At 43.6% G+C, this 16,725-nt stretch carries 16 protein-coding genes; 6 read left to right on the forward strand and 10 right to left on the reverse strand.

Going from position 1 to position 16,725, the window contains the following annotated elements:
- On the reverse strand, positions 1–3,468 hold the full coding sequence (gene smc / locus J5X92_RS04540) for a chromosome segregation protein SMC (protein WP_208804815.1): 3,468 nt from the start codon (positions 3,466–3,468) through the stop codon (positions 1–3).
- Positions 3,469–3,749: 281 nt separating this feature from the next.
- Between smc and cysZ the strand changes: the two genes are divergently transcribed.
- The gene (gene cysZ / locus J5X92_RS04545; protein ID WP_208804908.1) at positions 3,750–4,499 is read left to right on the forward strand and encodes a sulfate transporter CysZ; all 750 of its coding nucleotides are present in this window, start codon (positions 3,750–3,752) and stop codon (positions 4,497–4,499) included.
- Positions 4,500–4,503: 4 nt separating this feature from the next.
- Here the strand turns inward: cysZ and J5X92_RS04550 are convergent, their stop codons facing one another.
- On the reverse strand, positions 4,504–6,261 hold the full coding sequence (locus J5X92_RS04550) for a sel1 repeat family protein (RefSeq protein WP_244360228.1): 1,758 nt from the start codon (positions 6,259–6,261) through the stop codon (positions 4,504–4,506).
- A gap of 13 nt (positions 6,262–6,274) precedes the next feature.
- Positions 6,275–7,168 carry a lipoprotein NlpI gene (gene nlpI, locus J5X92_RS04555; RefSeq protein WP_013783904.1) on the reverse strand — a complete coding sequence of 298 codons (894 nt, stop codon included), beginning with the start codon at positions 7,166–7,168 and terminating at the stop codon, positions 6,275–6,277.
- Between the two features lie 128 nt (positions 7,169–7,296).
- Here nlpI and cdd point away from each other — a divergent pair, with 128 nt between their 5' ends.
- Positions 7,297–7,704 (forward strand): cytidine deaminase, encoded by a 408-nt coding sequence (cdd, locus tag J5X92_RS04560; RefSeq protein ID WP_013783903.1) that lies wholly within the window; start codon positions 7,297–7,299, stop codon positions 7,702–7,704.
- A gap of 177 nt (positions 7,705–7,881) precedes the next feature.
- Here cdd and J5X92_RS04565 read toward each other — a convergent pair whose 3' ends face one another.
- The 3 genes from J5X92_RS04565 to J5X92_RS04575 are packed head-to-tail and all read right to left on the reverse strand — an operon-like array spanning position 7,882 to position 9,762.
- Positions 7,882–8,496, reverse strand: a complete 615-nt coding sequence (locus tag J5X92_RS04565; RefSeq protein WP_013783902.1) for a hypothetical protein — start codon at positions 8,494–8,496, stop codon at positions 7,882–7,884.
- On the reverse strand, positions 8,493–9,059 hold the full coding sequence (locus J5X92_RS04570) for a sigma-70 family RNA polymerase sigma factor (RefSeq protein ID WP_013783901.1): 567 nt from the start codon (positions 9,057–9,059) through the stop codon (positions 8,493–8,495). Before J5X92_RS04570 ends, J5X92_RS04565 begins: the two co-directional genes overlap by 4 nt.
- 52 nt (positions 9,060–9,111) lie before the next feature.
- Positions 9,112–9,762, reverse strand: a complete 651-nt coding sequence (locus tag J5X92_RS04575; protein WP_013783900.1) for an energy transducer TonB — start codon at positions 9,760–9,762, stop codon at positions 9,112–9,114.
- Positions 9,763–10,152: 390 nt separating this feature from the next.
- On the opposite strand from J5X92_RS04575, the gene J5X92_RS04580 reads away from it, so the two are divergent.
- Positions 10,153–11,256, forward strand: a complete 1,104-nt coding sequence (locus J5X92_RS04580; protein ID WP_013783899.1) for an NADH:flavin oxidoreductase — start codon at positions 10,153–10,155, stop codon at positions 11,254–11,256.
- Between the two features lie 217 nt (positions 11,257–11,473).
- The gene (locus tag J5X92_RS04585; protein WP_013783898.1) at positions 11,474–12,667 is read left to right on the forward strand and encodes an MFS transporter; all 1,194 of its coding nucleotides are present in this window, start codon (positions 11,474–11,476) and stop codon (positions 12,665–12,667) included.
- 146 nt (positions 12,668–12,813) lie between these two features.
- Here J5X92_RS04585 and J5X92_RS04590 read toward each other — a convergent pair whose 3' ends face one another.
- The 4 genes from J5X92_RS04590 to J5X92_RS04605 all read right to left on the reverse strand — a co-directional run bounded on the left by J5X92_RS04590 (position 12,814) and on the right by J5X92_RS04605 (position 14,477).
- Positions 12,814–13,098 (reverse strand): hypothetical protein, encoded by a 285-nt coding sequence (locus J5X92_RS04590; RefSeq protein WP_126872352.1) that lies wholly within the window; start codon positions 13,096–13,098, stop codon positions 12,814–12,816.
- Positions 13,099–13,215: 117 nt separating this feature from the next.
- On the reverse strand, positions 13,216–13,518 hold the full coding sequence (locus J5X92_RS04595; RefSeq protein WP_013783896.1) for a hypothetical protein: 303 nt from the start codon (positions 13,516–13,518) through the stop codon (positions 13,216–13,218).
- A gap of 287 nt (positions 13,519–13,805) precedes the next feature.
- The gene (locus J5X92_RS04600; RefSeq protein ID WP_126872353.1) at positions 13,806–14,015 is read right to left on the reverse strand and encodes a hypothetical protein; all 210 of its coding nucleotides are present in this window, start codon (positions 14,013–14,015) and stop codon (positions 13,806–13,808) included.
- Positions 14,016–14,150: 135 nt separating this feature from the next.
- Positions 14,151–14,477, reverse strand: a complete 327-nt coding sequence (locus J5X92_RS04605; RefSeq protein WP_129738638.1) for a YceK/YidQ family lipoprotein — start codon at positions 14,475–14,477, stop codon at positions 14,151–14,153.
- A 458-nt stretch (positions 14,478–14,935) separates the two neighbouring features.
- On the opposite strand from J5X92_RS04605, the gene atpD reads away from it, so the two are divergent.
- A complete protein-coding gene (atpD, locus tag J5X92_RS04610) occupies positions 14,936–16,345 on the forward strand; it encodes a F0F1 ATP synthase subunit beta (RefSeq protein ID WP_208804909.1) in 1,410 nt (469 codons plus the stop codon).
- The gene (locus J5X92_RS04615) at positions 16,335–16,724 is read left to right on the forward strand and encodes a F0F1 ATP synthase subunit epsilon (RefSeq protein WP_208804817.1); all 390 of its coding nucleotides are present in this window, start codon (positions 16,335–16,337) and stop codon (positions 16,722–16,724) included. Before atpD ends, J5X92_RS04615 begins: the two co-directional genes overlap by 11 nt.
- Position 16,725: the final 1 nt, after the last annotated feature.

Consider the following 16,725-nt stretch of genomic DNA (forward strand, 5'->3'; position numbering starts at 1 on the left):
TTATGCTTCTGCGAAAGCCATTGCTTGTTCAACATCAACCGCTACCATCCTAGACACACCAGGTTCTGCCATGGTAACACCAGTTAAATGACTTGCCATTTCCATCGCAATCTTATTGTGGGTGATATAAATAAACTGTACCGTTTGCGACATTTCTGAAACCAAGTTACAAAAACGCCCAACGTTAGCATCATCCAATGGTGCATCAACTTCATCCAGCAAACAAAATGGTGCTGGATTAAGCCTAAATATCGCAAATACCAATGATAAAGCGGTTAACGCTTTTTCTCCACCGCTTAAAAGGTGAATTGTGCTATTTTTCTTACCAGGAGGGCGCGCCATGATAGTCACCCCAGTTTCTAGCAAGTCATCGTCGGTTAAGGCTAAATAAGCAGAGCCTCCTCCAAACACTTTTGGAAACAGGGTTTTCAAATCTTGGTTCACTTGCTCAAACGTAGTAGAAAAACGGGTACGGGTTTCTTTATCTATTTTACGTATCGCGCTTTGCAATGTTTCCAATGCATCGGTCAAATCATGGTATTGAGTATCAAGGTGTAACTTTCGTTCCGATTGGGTTTCGAATTCTTCTACCGCTGCCAAATTCACCGCCCCCAAGCGAGACAAACTTCCTTGCGTGCTTTCAAGTTCTTTCTGCCATTTTGTTTCATCTGCCTCGTCTGGCAATGTTTCGAGAATAGATTTTAGCGACAACTTGCTATCTTCTAATTGCTCCAAAATGGCAGTAGCACGCACTTTAAACCCTTCAATCTCGATATTTAGCTTTTCGATGTTGCTCGTGCGCTCTTGAATATCTTTCGCCAACGCCTGTTGACCTTTTTCAGACTCACGCAGCATTTGCTCTATTTCATCATGCTTAGATTGGTACTCGGAACGCTTGCTTTCAAGTTCACTTTTTTGTGTAAGCAGTTCTTGTAATTGAACTTTTTGAACCGCCTGTGGCGCTGACAAGTCTGTAAGCTCTTTGCTTAGCGTATCCCGTCTCGATTGATAATTGGTGAGCTGCTGTTGGTTACGCGTTACCTGTTGTGCATATAAATTTTGATGACTTTCCAATTGCTGTACTTTTAATGCCATCTCATGAGCCTGATGTGTTAACGACTCTACCTTGCTGCGAAGTTGCGCCACCTTATTATCAAATTGTTCTCGGTTATTTTGCGCTTCGCTAACGCGCGCTTCGTATTCCGATAACTGCGCTTCATGAATTTCAAGCTGTCCGGATAAAGTAACGAGCTGCGCTTCTTCTTTACTTAACATGACGTTTTGCTTGCTTAATTCGTCTTTAAGTTTTGCGCTTCGCGCCGCTAATTGTTCGTTTTGCATCACCAACACAGACATAGCATTGGTATGCTGAACTAGGGTATTTTTAAGGTTCTCATAAGTGAGTTTGGCATGGTCACTTTGCTCGGCATTACGACTAACCAGCACGTTAGCTTCTTCTACTTTTGCCTGGGCTAATGCTATATTGTCTTCAATGTGGTTAAGCGTTTCACTTAATTCAGCCAGCTTTGATGCTCTATGTAACACGCTGTTTTCAACTTCCCCGCCCCGCACTACCCAATCTTTAGCACACCACAGACCTTCTTCTGAAAGTACGGACATTGTGTTTTCAATGGTGCTGACCATATTCACTGCATCAGCGTTGGTTTCACACAATAGAATATGATTGAACGCTTCTGGTACCCGTTCGCTTGGTAAAGCGGCAGCCAAGGTGTTGGGTTGTTTTACATCGGTGAAAGCTGATTGGGCAAACACCCGCTCCCCCATGGGTAAAAGCGGTATATGATTAACTAAGTCGTTTATTTCAAGAGAACTGGCAATATAAGGTTGATGCCAATAGCGCAATACGGTTTCCACACAGTCATTCAAATTTTCTGGCACATTCAACTGCTGCCACAACAATTGTAAGTCGCTATGCACCTCGGCATAGCCAGTAGCAGCATCATCTTGCAGTGCTGATAGTGCTGCAATGGTAGATTGCAAAGATTGTCGTTCGCCATCTAGCTCTCTATGCATTGTTTCTACTTGTGCTAGGGCTTGCTGACTGCCTTTAAGGGCTTCTTTGGTGTCATTGTATTGTTCCAATGCCTCGCTTACCTGGACTTCGGCTTCATCAATTTGCGCGTTCAACATCGATATACGATCGGTAATATCATCGGTGTCGAGCTGGCTAAGCTCATCGTTCAGTTCACTGATACGCTGCGAAGTACGAAGCTGCATGTTCATCGTTGACTGAATTTGACTATGACAGGTTTGCACTTCTTGCTTTAAGCGATGATAGATTTGTTCGTGCTCGCGGCTTTGTGCACTGAAGTCACGGCGTTCTTGCTCGGCATCATTAAACATGTCTTTGGCTTGTGCCAAAGCTTCATCATTCAATGCTTGCTGGGGTAACAAGGTGTCTAAACCCGATTTAGACGTGGCTAACGCTTGATTAGCTTCTTCTAACCCAGCGACCAACAAGTTCGTTTGCTCGTTCAAGGTGACGAGTTCGGCCTCAATCTGTTGTTTGCGCTGCTGACTATGTAATTCGTTTTGTTCAATGCGAGTAATCGCATTACTGGTGGTAAATAGCTGCTGCTGTACATCGTCTGCAGCTTGTTTGTTTTGCGCCAGTTGCTCTTTGTAGGTGAGCATGCCCGCTTCATCGCCATGTTGCCGTAACACTAATGCATCAAGTGCTTGCTGGTGACCTTGCAGCGTCTGCTTTAAGTTTTCAGTTTGTTCGCTATTTTTTAAAAAACGAATACCCGCTAATTGCCCCTTGAGTTCACGCACTTTCTCACGCAACATTTTATAACGGGTTGCAGCCGCGGCTTGGCGCTGAAGCTTTTCAAGTTGTTGACCAAGTTCATCACGCACATCATTTAACCGCGCTAGGTTATCTTGCGTGTGGCGAATACGATTTTCAGTTTCCCGCCTTCTTTCTTTGTACTTGGAAATACCGGCCGCTTCTTCGATGAAAACTCGCAGCTCTTGCGGCTTAGATTCTATTAGCCGAGAAATCATACCTTGTTCAATAATGGCGTAAGAGCGAGGCCCCAACCCTGTACCCAAAAACAGATCGGTTACATCACGACGACGACACTTAGTGCCGTTTAAAAAATAGGTAGATTGGGCATCGCGGGTGACTAATCGTCTTACTGATAATTCGCTGTAGGTGGCATATTCGCCACCAATTCGCCCTGCACTGTTATCAAAAAACAACTCAACACTGCACTGCCCCACAGGTTTACGTGCGCTAGAGCCGTTGAAGATAACGTCGGTCATGGCATCGCCTCGTAAGTTCTTAGCAGAACTTTCCCCTAGTACCCATCGTACGGCATCGATTACATTCGACTTTCCGCACCCATTTGGGCCGACAACAGCAGTCATTTCACTAGGAAAAGGAATTGTGGTTGGGTCTACAAAGGACTTGAAGCCCGCTAGTTTGATCTTTTTTAAACGCACAACAATACCTTACGCACTAACGCTACGTAACAAGATGCGCCCCGTTGATATGGGTTAAATGTTATAAAAGAAATATTTAGCGTATTGGCTAAGTGCATTAGGAAGCACATTTTTTTGGTTTTTATTATGCTTGGACTTTACCAAATCTAACAGCTTGTAACAATTACCATTTCGTTTGCGTTAGGGTGTTACGTATAATGAGTAAATAATTTTGTTTTAGTAAAAGTTTTTGTAGCAGTTTTAGTAAAACCATCGTAGTAAAACCGAGCAGTGGAGTAATGATGAGTTCGCGAAGTGGTATACATTATTTTTTTGAAGGGTTTTCATTAATCAAAACTAAAGGCTTAAAACGCTTTGTTTTTGTTCCTTTGGCTATCAACATTCTGCTTTTTTCCGCCGCTTTCTATTTTCTATTTGGCCAAATTGAATACGGCATAAGCTATGTGATAAACCTAGTACCTGAATGGCTGGGTTGGATTAAAACGGCAGTAAATTTCTTTTTATGGCCGTTAGCGGTGTTAAGTGTACTGCTTATATTTGCCCTGATATTTGGCACACTTGCAAACTGGATTGCTGCGCCTTTTAATGGTGTATTATCAGAAAAAGTTGAGCGGCACTTAACTGGGCAAGCGATGGGTGACGATGGATTACTCGACCTTGTAAAAGACATTCCTCGTACCTTAGGTCGAGAATTCACAAAACTCTTCTGGTATATCCCTCGTGCCATAGGCTTTTTAATACTGTTTATATTTGTGCCTGTGTTCGGGCAAATTCTGTGGTTCTTATTTTCAGCTTGGATGATGGCAATCCAATATTGCGATTACCCTTACGATAACCACAAAATTGACTTCAAACGCATGCAAAATCACCTGTCGCAGCATAAAGGCAAATCGATGTCCTTTGGCATTATGGTGAATATCTTTTCACTTATTCCCGTGGTGAACTTTATCGTTATGCCAGTCGCCATCTGTGGCGCTACATCAATGTGGGTTAGTGAACTACGTGACGAAGCATTAACGAACCGGGTTTAATACTCTATTCTTCAGTATTGGTTTTAGCGTCTGTATTAGTATCGGTAGTGGTAGCAGCATCTGCTGCCTCCCCCGCATTTATTTCACCACTCGCCTTGTGGCTTTCGTAGGCCGCAAGCCATTGCCCGGCCTCTTGGGGTTGTCCGCTTTTATGAAAAGCCTGAAACAGGTTCATTGAAATAGGTCGCTGCGCCGCGGGATTTGCTAACTGGTCTTGCCACAAAGACAAGTATAAATCGGGTATGACTCCACTATCATGGTGTTCCATAAACGTGATAACACGGCTAGGTTTGTAGCTGGTGACGTTTATTGCACCACAGGTTTTGGCAGTCCCTACCCGTAAAGGTAAAAACGCTTCTTTGGCTTTGGTTTCCCAGTGATTTACGGTGTTTTGAGGATGATAAGCAATAGCACCGTCCATAGTAAGATTAGGCGGAGCAAATGTATTTAACCCTTCGTTAGAGCAGTATCGCCTTGCGGCGTTGCGTGACAACGCATATTCGTCAATAAAACCAGCGAAGTGCGCCAGTTCGTGTACCATCACCGAGTAAGCATCGCTTATATCTAAGTACATCACCCCATTTTGAACATTAGCTTTGCCCTGCTCCGATACCACGATGGCATGGGTAACATCTCGAGCCTTAACAATTGGCGCCAGTGGCTTCACGTTGCAGGCAAGATTACCTTGCCCTTGAAAATTAGCGTTACAATCGAGCACATTATTTTCAAGCCATAACGGCGGCGCAATACATAGTGGAAGTTCACTCAACCGCTCATCGCTCACATAGTCTTTATATAACTTATCAGCACGAGCAATCGTGGCCAATGAGGTAGCGACAAGTTGTATTCGCTGATGGCACATTGTATTTGATTGCCATGAATATTGAGACACAGCAGTAGGTGTTGTTGGCCTATACCGTTTAATAACAGATGCTATCTGCTGCGCTAATTTATGACCTTCCTTAGCGGCGCGCTGAATAAATACCTTGGCGTCGTCACGATTATTTTCATCCCACAATAATCTGCCGTACTTAAAAGCACTTTGCATATCATCCATGGCCGTTTTCTGAAGCCAAGGTTTTGCTAATTCTGGTTGAGCGTGTAACAGATACCAATCAGCGAGTGCAGCTTGAGCAGGCATATAGCCTTGTTCAGCCGCTCTAATTAACCATTTCTCTCGTTTTTCTGGGTTCTCAGTCGCCATGGCAAAGGCGAGTTGCGCTTCGGCGACATTACCAAGGGCAGCTAAACGAACCAGCCGATCTGAAGCGGCCTCCTCACCTAGTAATTGGTATAACGCCCATGCTGCGTCAGCATTATTAATTGAGGCTAACTGCTCAAGCCAATATTGGGCATTATTTTTAGTTGCTACATTGATAAGAAGGTGTTGTGCTTCTTCGCTGGCATTGTCGTTGCCCTGACTTGTACCAGATTGTTCATGATTTTGCGCCGCAAGCCATAGCAGCGCGTAAACGCTTTGCTTTAACGGCCGAGCTTTATTTGACGAAAGTGGGTTACTCGCGGGAGCGCTAGCAGTTGAATCAGCGCTGGCTGAATTAGAGCTAAGTGGATCAGAACCGGCTTGTTCGGGTGCCAATGCATCAGATAAATCAGGCTCGGTTGAAAGAGGCTCGGCTAAGAGGAATTGCTTATCGTAAGCATGTATTGCCGAGGTAGCATTACGCACTAACTGCTGCGTGTAACGGCCACTGTCGCCCGCTATCAGCAACAGCGCTATTATCGCTAATGTTAATCCACGCATTGTCTAGACGCTGTTACTCTTCAGCGTCTGACGAACGTTGACGAAGACGGTTAAGCTCCATTCGAGCGTAACGATGTTCAACATAATCAAAGACGTTGGTGCTCAGCGCCAACTTAAAATAGTTAGAAGCGATACCATTGTTGCCATCTTGGCTATGGTACTTACCTAAATAAAAGTACGCTTCACACAGCCTATCAGTTAATGCTTTTTGACTCTTTACACCGTCAAGTAGCGAATTAAGCACTGCGTTTTCATCCACCACGCCTAAAAACAAATCGGTTAGTGTGGTGGCCCAATGTTCATTATTTAATTCTGGCCGAATAGCCGCTAGATAAGCCTGACCTTCTTCTGGCGATAAATCGTAATGGGCAAAATACGCCCACAAGGCACGAAACGGGTCAGAATTATCCTTTTGTAAAAACCGGCCTAGGTCTTCTATAGCCAATTCCGATCTACCGCCGTAATACAAGGCAATGCCACGGTTCAAAAAAGCGAAATCATATTCAGGGTTAATTTCTAGCGTAGAATCGAAAGAATCGTAGGCTTGTATAAAGTCACTTTGCTGAATGTAGTGAATGCCCATAGAGTTATAGGCTTCTGCAAAATCGGGCTTAAGGTTGATAGCCTGACTGTAATCAAACTGTGCTAACCCACCTAACCCAACGCTGTCGTATAGCATTCCGCGTTGTAGGTGAAGTTCTGCTTTGTCTTCATCAGACAAGGCGCTGCTACCCAAAATTTGATTGTAACGGGCAATAGCCATTTCAGAGCGAGGATTAACTGGCGCTGGCTCTGCTAACAGTAAATTACCCATTTGTGGCTGGCGAGAAACTTCTGGAGTTTGTGCACAACCGCCTAAAATACCAACAAATATGAAAAAAAAGATGAGACTAACGTTTCGACGCATGGTAAAAAAGCATTCTTAAGTAAGAAAAACATCCCGCGTTACAGATGCGTAAGCGGCTTTATATGCCGCCAACCTTCTCGCATTTAGTGTAAAAAGTAAAGTTATAAGTCGGGAGAATGTAGGTAGTTATGGATAATAAAAAGATAAAAAAGCTAATAGAACAAGCACAAGAAGTTCAACAACACTCGCACTCACCTTATTCTGATTTTAAAGTGGGTGCAGCTGTACTTACCGAGTCAGGTGATATTTTTGCAGGCTGTAATGTCGAAAGTGCCGCTTACCCCCTTAGCCAATGTGCTGAAGCCAGCGCCATTGGAAATATGGTTAGCCACGGCCATAAACGCATTCATTCTATTGTGGTGGCGAGTCAAAATGACGAATTTTGCTTTCCTTGCGGAGGCTGTCGACAAAAAATTGCAGAATTTGCGCCAGACGATACCCCTGTGGTGATGGTCACTAAATCGGGTAAAACCCACGAAACCACCATTGGTGAATTGCTGCCTAATGCGTTTAGAGCGCACGATTTAGGCAAGTAGGTAGGTTTAGGCTTGATATTTAAGTATAAGATCTTACGCGGTTATTTTACATTTTATAAACCCGCGTAAGGCTTACGCTTTTCACCCGCGATATTCTATGTTTCTTTCCCCCTTTTTATTTTTATGCATTGCTTAATTCACGCTCAACCCAAGTGCTTTTTTAATGACTAGATCTTGTCAGCACATCTTCGGCGCAGCAGAAGGAGTAATATTTAAGATCAATCCATTTTGATTGAACGCTAATGCTACTTGGTCACCAATTTCAATGCCTGTGGCAATACGCTGATGCGCTCTCATACTCGCGACAAGATTATCAGATAGGGTTATTTGCTTTGACGAGCAATCTACTAACGTCCATTGATTATTGATGTTCGTCAGTGTCGCTACGCTTGTTCTTACTGCATTCAACGTGGCCAACTGATGTTCGTAAGCTCTACTATAAGCCTTATATTGTTTGCTGTAATCGTTACTATCTACATCGGCTATTTCATCGCTAAAACCGTGTACTTCAAGTTCAACATCTATAGTGGCAATATCTACAGTATTGCTTACCTGGCTTTTAAAATCATAAATACCTACCAATATAACCAATACAAAAGCAGCCGCACCAAATGCAAACCAGTCCTTATGCCAACTCCCTACAAGTTGCCAAAAGCGTGAACCTTGCCCAAAACCTGAGTATTCATGGTGCTTTGCATTATTTATCACCTTACGTTTAATGCGACTTGGCACTTTGCGTTGGTTTTTGCTGTGCTGATATGCCTGACGGAAGTGTTCATTTTCGTCTTTCATGATTGTGACTCCAATGCTTTTTTAAGCTTTTCCCTTGCATAACGAAGACGTGTTTTGACTGTCTCGTGAGGGACACAACAAATTGTACTTATCTCGTGTACGCTGAACCCTTCTTGCTGTAAGGAAAATGCTTCTTTCTGCTCGAAGGGTAACCGCTTTAATAGTTGGTGAAAGTCAGGTACCTCATCTAACGGATTACTATCAGACACCAAGCTTTCAACCTGATTACAATGGTTGCTTTGTTGATATTGCTTTCTAAGTTCATCTAGCAGGGTGTTGCGGCCAAGGGTGAAAAGCCAGCCCAGAAATTTTCCTTCCTGGCGATACAAGTGCTTTTTTTCTATTACCTTTAGCCACGTTTTTTGAGTTATATCTGCCGCCATATCTGCGTTACTCAACACCAGCAAATAGTAATACAATGCATTGCTATGTCGATCGTATAAACGAGATAACGCTTTAGGTTCCCCCGTACGCGCATATCGTTCCATTAAGCTTTCATCGCTTAAGGGTGCACTGAACCAATCTTTTACCGATATCAGCAGCCCTGCTCTGGCATAACTCATACGCGCTCCCTTATTCACCTTGAAGAACTAAGTAAAAACCAATCAAAACATGCTATTGACGAGCGGATTCAAAACGAAAATCTAATACAACAAACATATCATGTTGAGCCACTGGCACACCATTTTCTATTTTTGGTTTATATTTCCATTTTGACAAGGCTCTACGGGCTGCACGGTCAAACACACGCTTGGGCTCGGCGCTAATAATATAAATATCTTGTACCGTACCATTTGACGCTACCGTAAAACCTAACTTCACCCACCCTTCTATACCATCTCGCAACGCCTCTTGGGGAAAAGAGGGATCTACTCGAAATTGCGGAGAAGCTTGCATATCCTTTTGTCCACTTTGAAAATTAGGATTTATATTCACCGTATTGTTGGTAAATTGAGGGGTAAACTTAAACGTTGTATCGGTGTCATTGGGCGTAGGATCTGCTTTGGGTATTTCCATAGGCGGCTGCGCTACAGGCTTCTCCATGGGTTTTATAGGCGTACGTACAATCACTTTAGGATCGTCCAACGTCAATACAATCGGCCCAACAGTTTGATACTCCGTCACTTTACCCGCAACCTGATCGTTCTCTATCAATTTAGCCATAACGGCAAACAAAGCAAAGGTGATAACTACACTCATTGCTATGTAAATAAGTGGCTTAACGCTGAAGGGGCGAAGTACATCATGTTCTGTAAATGCGTTCATATTGCTCTCCTGTTTTCTTACATAACGAAACAAAATGGCAATAGGGGTGATTTATTTTTACGGCTGGATTAAAACTGCATGCGGGCAACCACTGGTATGACCATTCAAATTGATAAATTGACTCTTCGTCATCTGCTAATACTATATTCAGTCTCGTAGACCGGTGAAACCTAAGCAGCGTACGCTTATCATAGAGCTCGTTTAAATAAGCACGTATTAATGAGCCTGTATCGATGAGCCAGTATCGATAAGCTCGAATAAAAAGATACGAAAACGATAAAGCGGCCTACTAACGTTTCCCAAATGAATTTTGTTGCGTTGAATGTTCGTTTAAAAGCCTAACGCGTTTTTAAGCACATTTTGCGCACTATATATGGAATATAACTACCCATGACCACTAAAACTCAAGCCTTATTTACCCCTTTCGAACATAAAGGGCTTTCGGTAGACAACAGAATTGTAATGGCACCGATGACGCGTGAATTTTCTCCTGAAGGTATTCCTACCACAGAGGTTGCTGATTACTATCGCCGCCGCGCTGAAGGTGGAACAGGATTAATTATCACAGAAGGCACTACGGTAAACGATCCGGTAGCTAATATGAGCCATCGCATTCCTGTTTTTCACGGTGACAAGGCACTTGCCGGTTGGGAAGAAACGGTAAAGGCCGTGCACAGTGTTGGTGGTAAAATTATGCCTCAGCTTTGGCACGTAGGAATGGCTCGTGTTGCTGAAAAAGCCCCTTTCCCGGAACTGCCTAGTGCAGGGCCTTCAGGCTTATTTAAGCCTGGTAAGCAAGGCGCAGAGCCAATGACTCAACAACATATTGAGTCTGTAATCGGTGCTTTCGCAACCGCTGCGGCAGATGCTAAACGCATTGGTTTTGATGGTATTGAAATTCACGGGGCACACGGCTATTTGATTGACCAGTTTTTCTGGAGCGGCACTAACGAGCGCACCGATGATTGGGGTGGCAGCATGGCGAACCGTGGTCGCTTTGCGGTAGAAATTATTAAAGCGATCCGCGCCGCTACGTCGCCTGACTTCCCCATTGTGCTGCGTTATTCACAATGGAAACAACAAGATTACACAGCGCGCCTCGCGGAAACACCGCAATTACTTGAAGAATTTTTAGCCCCGCTTAGTGATGCAGGTGTAGACATATTCCATTGTTCACAGCGCCGTTACTGGGAAAATGAATTCGAAGGTAGCGATTTAAACCTAGCAGGATGGACGAAAAAGCTTACTGGCAAGCCAACAATTACCGTAGGCTCAGTAGGTCTTAACGATGATTTCTTTGGTGCCTTCACCGGGAAAGGTTCGAACACGCGTGCTATCGATGATTTGATTGAACGTTTAGAAAAAGGCGAGTTTGATTTGGTAGCCGTAGGCCGCGCCCTACTCCAAGATGCCAATTGGGCAAATAAAATCAAAAACAACCAGCTTGATGAATTAGAGGAATTCTCAGGGAAAGCCCTCGCGTCGCTTACATAAGCAGTTATACAAGCTCGTGCATAGGCAGTTCCATAGGCATTTATATTAATGCTTGTGGAACCTTTGCACGTTCACTCAATAAATTCGCTAATGATCTGGCTAACTTGCTTACTAAAATGTTTGCAAACGCACATGGGATTATTTGAGTGGCAACATCCAGAATGGCTGACAACACTACGCTCATCATTGACCGTACAACCAAGCAGTAATCTTCACTATGACACAACCCATGCCGTCTAATAAGTTAGCTAAAAATACACTGCTATTAGCCGCAGCTGCCATTGGATTTGCGCAAACCGTTCTGTTCGCAATTTTAGCACCGCTAGGTAGAGAAATTGGCCTAATAGAAGTGCAAATTGGCGCCATTATTTCTTGCTCGTCTCTCACATTATTTTTAATCAGCCCTTTGTGGGGGCGTGCTAGCGATCGCTGGGGTAGACGAATAGTACTCTTAATAGGATTGTTTGGTTATTCTGCGGGTACTTTGGTTTTCGCGGGTGTATTCCAAGCTGCACTATTAGGCCTGCTAGCTCCTTTAGCAGCGCTTGTCTTACTTATCATTACGCGAGTGGGCAATGCCACGGTAATGGCTGCTGTATCGCCTTCAGCAAGTGCCTACATGGCAGATATCACTACGGTAGAAGAGCGAGTAAAGGGGATGGGCGCGCTAGGCGCTGCAACCAATATTGGCTCAATTTTGGGGCCTGCCATTGGTGGGTTGTTGGCCAGTATAAGTTTACTTACGCCGCTTTATTTTTCTGTGGGTGTAACCGTTGCCGTCGCGGTATTAGCCATGTACTCTTTGCCCGTATTGCCTAAGCCTACACATACTTCAGCACCCAAGAAGCTTAAATACACTGATCCTAGAATATTCCCATTAATAGTAGCAGGCGTATTGTTGTTTATGGGCTTTGCCATCGTTCAGCAAACTATAGCCTTTCGGTTTCAAGACACCTTCGGACTAAACAGCACCGATACCGCCAAAATTGTAGGCTTCAGTTTAATGATTTCTGCCGCATCTGCGTTGTTGGTTCAAATGCTGGTTATTCCTCGATTAAAGCTTCGCCCTTTCACCTTATTACGGCTCTCAATGCCCATCATGATGATAGCGTTTGCTATCTTAGCTTCTGGTGAAACTAAACTTCAATTTATGTCAGCCATGTGCGTATTGGGTTTGGGGTTAGGCATAGCGGGGCCAGGGTTTATGGCTGGGGTATCGGTAGCGGTATCATCAGATGAACAAGGTGCGGTAGCAGGCATCGCTGGCGCCTGCCCGCCTTTGGGGTTCGCAGTAGGCCCGCTTTTAGGCTCATATCTTTATGCTATAGATGCCTCACTGCCCTACTGGTTTTCGTTCAGCTGTTATTTATTGGTGTTTTTCTTTACGCTAAAATTTAAAACACGCCATTAAAAAATAGTGAATGCCATTAAGTGGGCTCGCTGCTTGCTGCTATTTGTGAATTATCATGGTGAATTATATTGGTGACTTTCTACTTAAATCGTTTTACTAACGTCTATGTAAGGCTCTCAATAAACTGCAGCGTTGCTAAACAGGCGCTATTTTCTGACCACAATCTCTTCGGCTTCTGTTACCGTTTTTGCGTCGGCCCGTTCAATAACTTTAAGTAATGTAGTTTGAATAGTTTCATCGGTTCTTGCATCAGTCTTGCTGGCAAACTTCTGCTTTTGTGGAGCAACGCCTTCTTCGGCAATAAATCCCATCACTACTTCGTTTGCGCAATCAGGCGTTTCGCCATAATACGTTAAAGTAATTTGTGGGTAGCCTTGAAATCCTTTCTTTACCCTTTTAGCAATGCGTTTTGTCGATTTATCTAAATTCATAATAGCTCTGGTAGGTCATTGTTCTAATGTTCAAAGCATTACATGTAACCTGTTCAATGTCGCAGGTTATTTACTTATAAATACCTAATTCACGGTAACTGGCATAACTGTTGGCTATTAAAAGTGGGTTATTATGAACAAGAAAGCTGATACAACGACGGCAAGACCCACCAATGCACACCATGCATTACTGTGCTGATTACTACTACGGCCACCAAAATTTCGGCCTTCACTTTCCCGTCCGTTCTCACTTTCTGAGCGCCGTAGATTATTTTGTTTTGGGTATCCGCCAAACGTGACCGCTTTGCAAATAGGCCAACCTACCCAATAGCAAACTGTCCAAAAAAACAATTCAATAATTAGGTAACCAGCTGCCCTGAAGAGACCTTTGGCTACTTCCCCTACAATAACTTCTTCCATCATCATTCCCACGTGTATGTGACGCAGTTTGAGCCGCTTATAGATGCTTCTAGGTGAATTGAAAGCGACACGCCCGGTGCAATTAGCTTAAAAGCAGAATAGACAATAACTGCTTTGCTGACAAAGAGTGAGGTGTAACGAGATATGTTGCGTGCCTTTCTAGGTGTAGTCTTTCTAGGCGTAGTCTTTCTAGGCGTAATCTAGAAGCTCAGAAATGGGCGTATAAGTTGGTGCTACTAAATTGCGCTAAACGAAAGCTTTAGCGGGCATGCTTCGTTAATCCAAGGTTATGTTTTTGACGTTTTCACATCGTTTTTTAGTACCAGTACGATTAGCAATATAATTGCTAACGGCGGCACGAGTGCAGAAAAGAACGCTACGACTGCGGTAAGATTAGGCGATCGGGTTTTTCGCTTCCCTAAGTAATAGCCAAGCGCAGCCATGAGTAAAGCAAATACAACAATAACTTGCCCAAACAATGTCGCATTAATATTCATAACAAGCGTTCCATTTTATCATCTTGGTAAAATCAACCTTAGCGGAGGCGATGGACGTCTTACCATCGCCTTTACGTAAAGTTGAATATTTTTACACGAGGAGCTAAACGATAAAGAAGCGAGTGAAAGTGTAGTTTAGTTAACGTTAATGCTGCCTTTATCTATCTGTTGTACTGCGGTGTATGGAATAACAATAGTGTCAGCCACAATAGAAAACGCTGCATCAATAACAAAGAAAGGGACATTCCCAAACGTAGAACCGATATTTTCACGTCGGCTTGGTTCACCGTTTAACAAACATATATTGTATGAAAAACCACTATATACACGAGGTATTTCTTCGCAGTAACTTTTCTTACCTTGATGTTCAATTTGAACATGGTTGTTGTCAGGAGAAATAGTTTTCACAGTGGCACAAGAGCAACACGCTAAAGATAAGAGGGCGAGAGGCAAAACTTTCATATACTACTAATTCCATTTATTAAGTGAGCATTATCAAACTAATGCTGATTTCATCAAGAGTTTCATTGAACAACGGTTTCATCCATCAACGGTTCCATCCATCAACGGTTCCATTGTTCACCGATACCATTAATCACCGATCTCAGTAGCGAACGGTAATGAGGAGTATCATTACCCGCCCCCAATACTCGACTAAAATACCCGCCTAAGATACCCGGCTAAAATGCCCGACGAAGGCATGAGCCATACTTATCTTCTCATGTTACCACCGCCTGAAGTTCATACTCAAATTCAATGTAGATTTATATTTGAATGGGTGTGAATTTAAATCAAACATTCAAAATGTTTGATAAAGGTCAAATTGTTCAATAAATAAACGGCGTATTCTGTTGGTGTGATAGCATCTTTTATTGAGCGAGCACCAAGTGACACATTCAACCAAAGAACAAATAGATGCGATGCATAATGGCGTTATTGTGGCGGTAAGAGGGAGTATTGTTGATATCCGTTTTACTAATCAACTGCCAGACATCCACACCATCATTTACGCTAATGACGGTAAAATAACGTTAGAAGTGGTTTCTCAACTCTCGGCAGAAGAGGTACGCACTATTGCGCTAACGCCTACCCAGGGTTTAGCTCGCGGTATGCTAGTGAAAAGTTCGCAAGGCCCGTTGAAAGTGCCCGTTGGTCCTTCAATACTCACCAGAATGTTCAATGTGTTTGGCGAAGCAATTGATGGCAAGCCCTTTATTAATAACACAGAGCGGCGCAGCGTTCATCAATCCCCTCCTCCCCTTGTTAGTATTTCCAGCCAGCTACAGATATTTGAAACCGGCATAAAAATCGTTGATGTGTTATGCCCACTTGAGCGAGGTGGAAAAGCGGGCTTGTTTGGTGGCGCTGGCGTGGGCAAAACCGTGTTACTTACCGAAATGATCCACAACATGGTAAGCCACCAACAAGGCGTAAGTATATTTTGCGGTATAGGCGAACGCTGCAGAGAAGGTGAAGAACTTTATCGCGAGATGAAACAGGCTGGTGTGTTAGACAACATGGTTATGCTATTCGGGCAAATGAATGAACCTCCTGGAAGTCGCTTTAGAATAGGTCATAGTGCGCTAACCATGGCTGAGTACTTTCGTGATGACGAAAAGAAAGATGTGCTATTACTCATCGACAACATATTTCGCTTCATTCAAGCAGGATCTGAAGTGTCTGGCCTAATGGGACAAATGCCATCACGAATGGGTTATCAGCCCACCCTCGGCACTGAATTATCAAGTTTAGAAGAACGTATCGCCAATACACAAAACGGTGCCATTACGTCTATTCAAGCAGTTTATGTGCCTGCTGATGACTTTACCGATCCAGCAGCGGTGCATACTTTTTCTCACCTATCAGCAACCTTAGTGTTATCACGCAAACGCGCTAGTGAAGGCTTTTATCCAGCCGTAGATCCGTTGCAGTCTAGTTCAAAACTGGCCACCCCTAATGTGGTTGGCGACAGACATTACCAAGTAGCACAACAGGTTCGCCATATTCTTGCCCAGTACAACGAATTAAAAGACATCATTGCCATGTTGGGGTTAGAACAGTTATCTAAAAAAGACCGAAATGTTGTGGCAAGAGCCCGTCGATTAGAGCGCTTTTTTACTCAACCATTTTTCACTACCGAGCAATTTACTGGCATGCAAGGAAAGTTCGTGACTATCGAGCAAGCATTGGAAGGTTGCGAGCGCATTTTAAGTGGCGAGTTTGACGAGTATCCAGAAAGCGCGTTGTACATGATTGGTGATATTAATGACGCGATTAGCGGTCAGAAAGCACCTAAAACAGCATCAGATGAGGCACATCATGCAGGTTAATATTCTTTTACCCAATCAAATATTTGCCCAGCTATCAGGCATCAGCAATCTTATTGTTGAAACCCCTTCAGGAAGTTTTGGCATTCTGCCTCACCGTTTAGATTGTATCACCCCCTTGGTACCTGGAATTTTAACTTATCAATGTAATAACCAAGCGCCTCAATTTGTTGCTATTGATCAAGGGGTGTTAGTGAAAACGGGAAAGCAAGTCTCTATTTCCGTTAGAAGAGCAATAAGTGGGCAATCCCTTGAAACTTTGCAGCAGGCGGTTACCGAAGAATTTATTAATCTGGATGAAGAGCAACAAGCCCTGCGGGCTGTGTTAGCTAAGTTGGAAACCGGGTTTCTTAAACAATTTTCGTCACTGTCTAAGCAGTAAC

This window comes from Alteromonas sp. K632G, assembly GCF_017653625.1.
Taxonomy (GTDB): Bacteria; Pseudomonadota; Gammaproteobacteria; order Enterobacterales; family Alteromonadaceae; genus Alteromonas; species Alteromonas naphthalenivorans.

Coding starts and splice junctions, on each gene's coding strand:
- cysZ (WP_208804908.1), top strand. CDS start 3,750: ATGAGTTCGCGAAGTGGTATACATTATTTTTTTGAAGGGTTTTCATTA.
- J5X92_RS04550 (WP_244360228.1), bottom strand. CDS start 6,261: ATGCGTGGATTAACATTAGCGATAATAGCGCTGTTGCTGATAGCGGGC.
- nlpI (WP_013783904.1), bottom strand. CDS start 7,168: ATGCGTCGAAACGTTAGTCTCATCTTTTTTTTCATATTTGTTGGTATT.
- cdd (WP_013783903.1), top strand. CDS start 7,297: ATGGATAATAAAAAGATAAAAAAGCTAATAGAACAAGCACAAGAAGTT.
- J5X92_RS04565 (WP_013783902.1), bottom strand. CDS start 8,496: ATGAAAGACGAAAATGAACACTTCCGTCAGGCATATCAGCACAGCAAA.
- J5X92_RS04570 (WP_013783901.1), bottom strand. CDS start 9,059: ATGAGTTATGCCAGAGCAGGGCTGCTGATATCGGTAAAAGATTGGTTC.
- J5X92_RS04575 (WP_013783900.1), bottom strand. CDS start 9,762: ATGAACGCATTTACAGAACATGATGTACTTCGCCCCTTCAGCGTTAAG.
- J5X92_RS04580 (WP_013783899.1), top strand. CDS start 10,153: ATGACCACTAAAACTCAAGCCTTATTTACCCCTTTCGAACATAAAGGG.
- J5X92_RS04585 (WP_013783898.1), top strand. CDS start 11,474: ATGACACAACCCATGCCGTCTAATAAGTTAGCTAAAAATACACTGCTA.
- J5X92_RS04590 (WP_126872352.1), bottom strand. CDS start 13,098: ATGAATTTAGATAAATCGACAAAACGCATTGCTAAAAGGGTAAAGAAA.
- J5X92_RS04595 (WP_013783896.1), bottom strand. CDS start 13,518: ATGGAAGAAGTTATTGTAGGGGAAGTAGCCAAAGGTCTCTTCAGGGCA.
- J5X92_RS04600 (WP_126872353.1), bottom strand. CDS start 14,015: ATGAATATTAATGCGACATTGTTTGGGCAAGTTATTGTTGTATTTGCT.
- J5X92_RS04605 (WP_129738638.1), bottom strand. CDS start 14,477: ATGAAAGTTTTGCCTCTCGCCCTCTTATCTTTAGCGTGTTGCTCTTGT.
- atpD (WP_208804909.1), top strand. CDS start 14,936: ATGCATAATGGCGTTATTGTGGCGGTAAGAGGGAGTATTGTTGATATC.
- J5X92_RS04615 (WP_208804817.1), top strand. CDS start 16,335: ATGCAGGTTAATATTCTTTTACCCAATCAAATATTTGCCCAGCTATCA.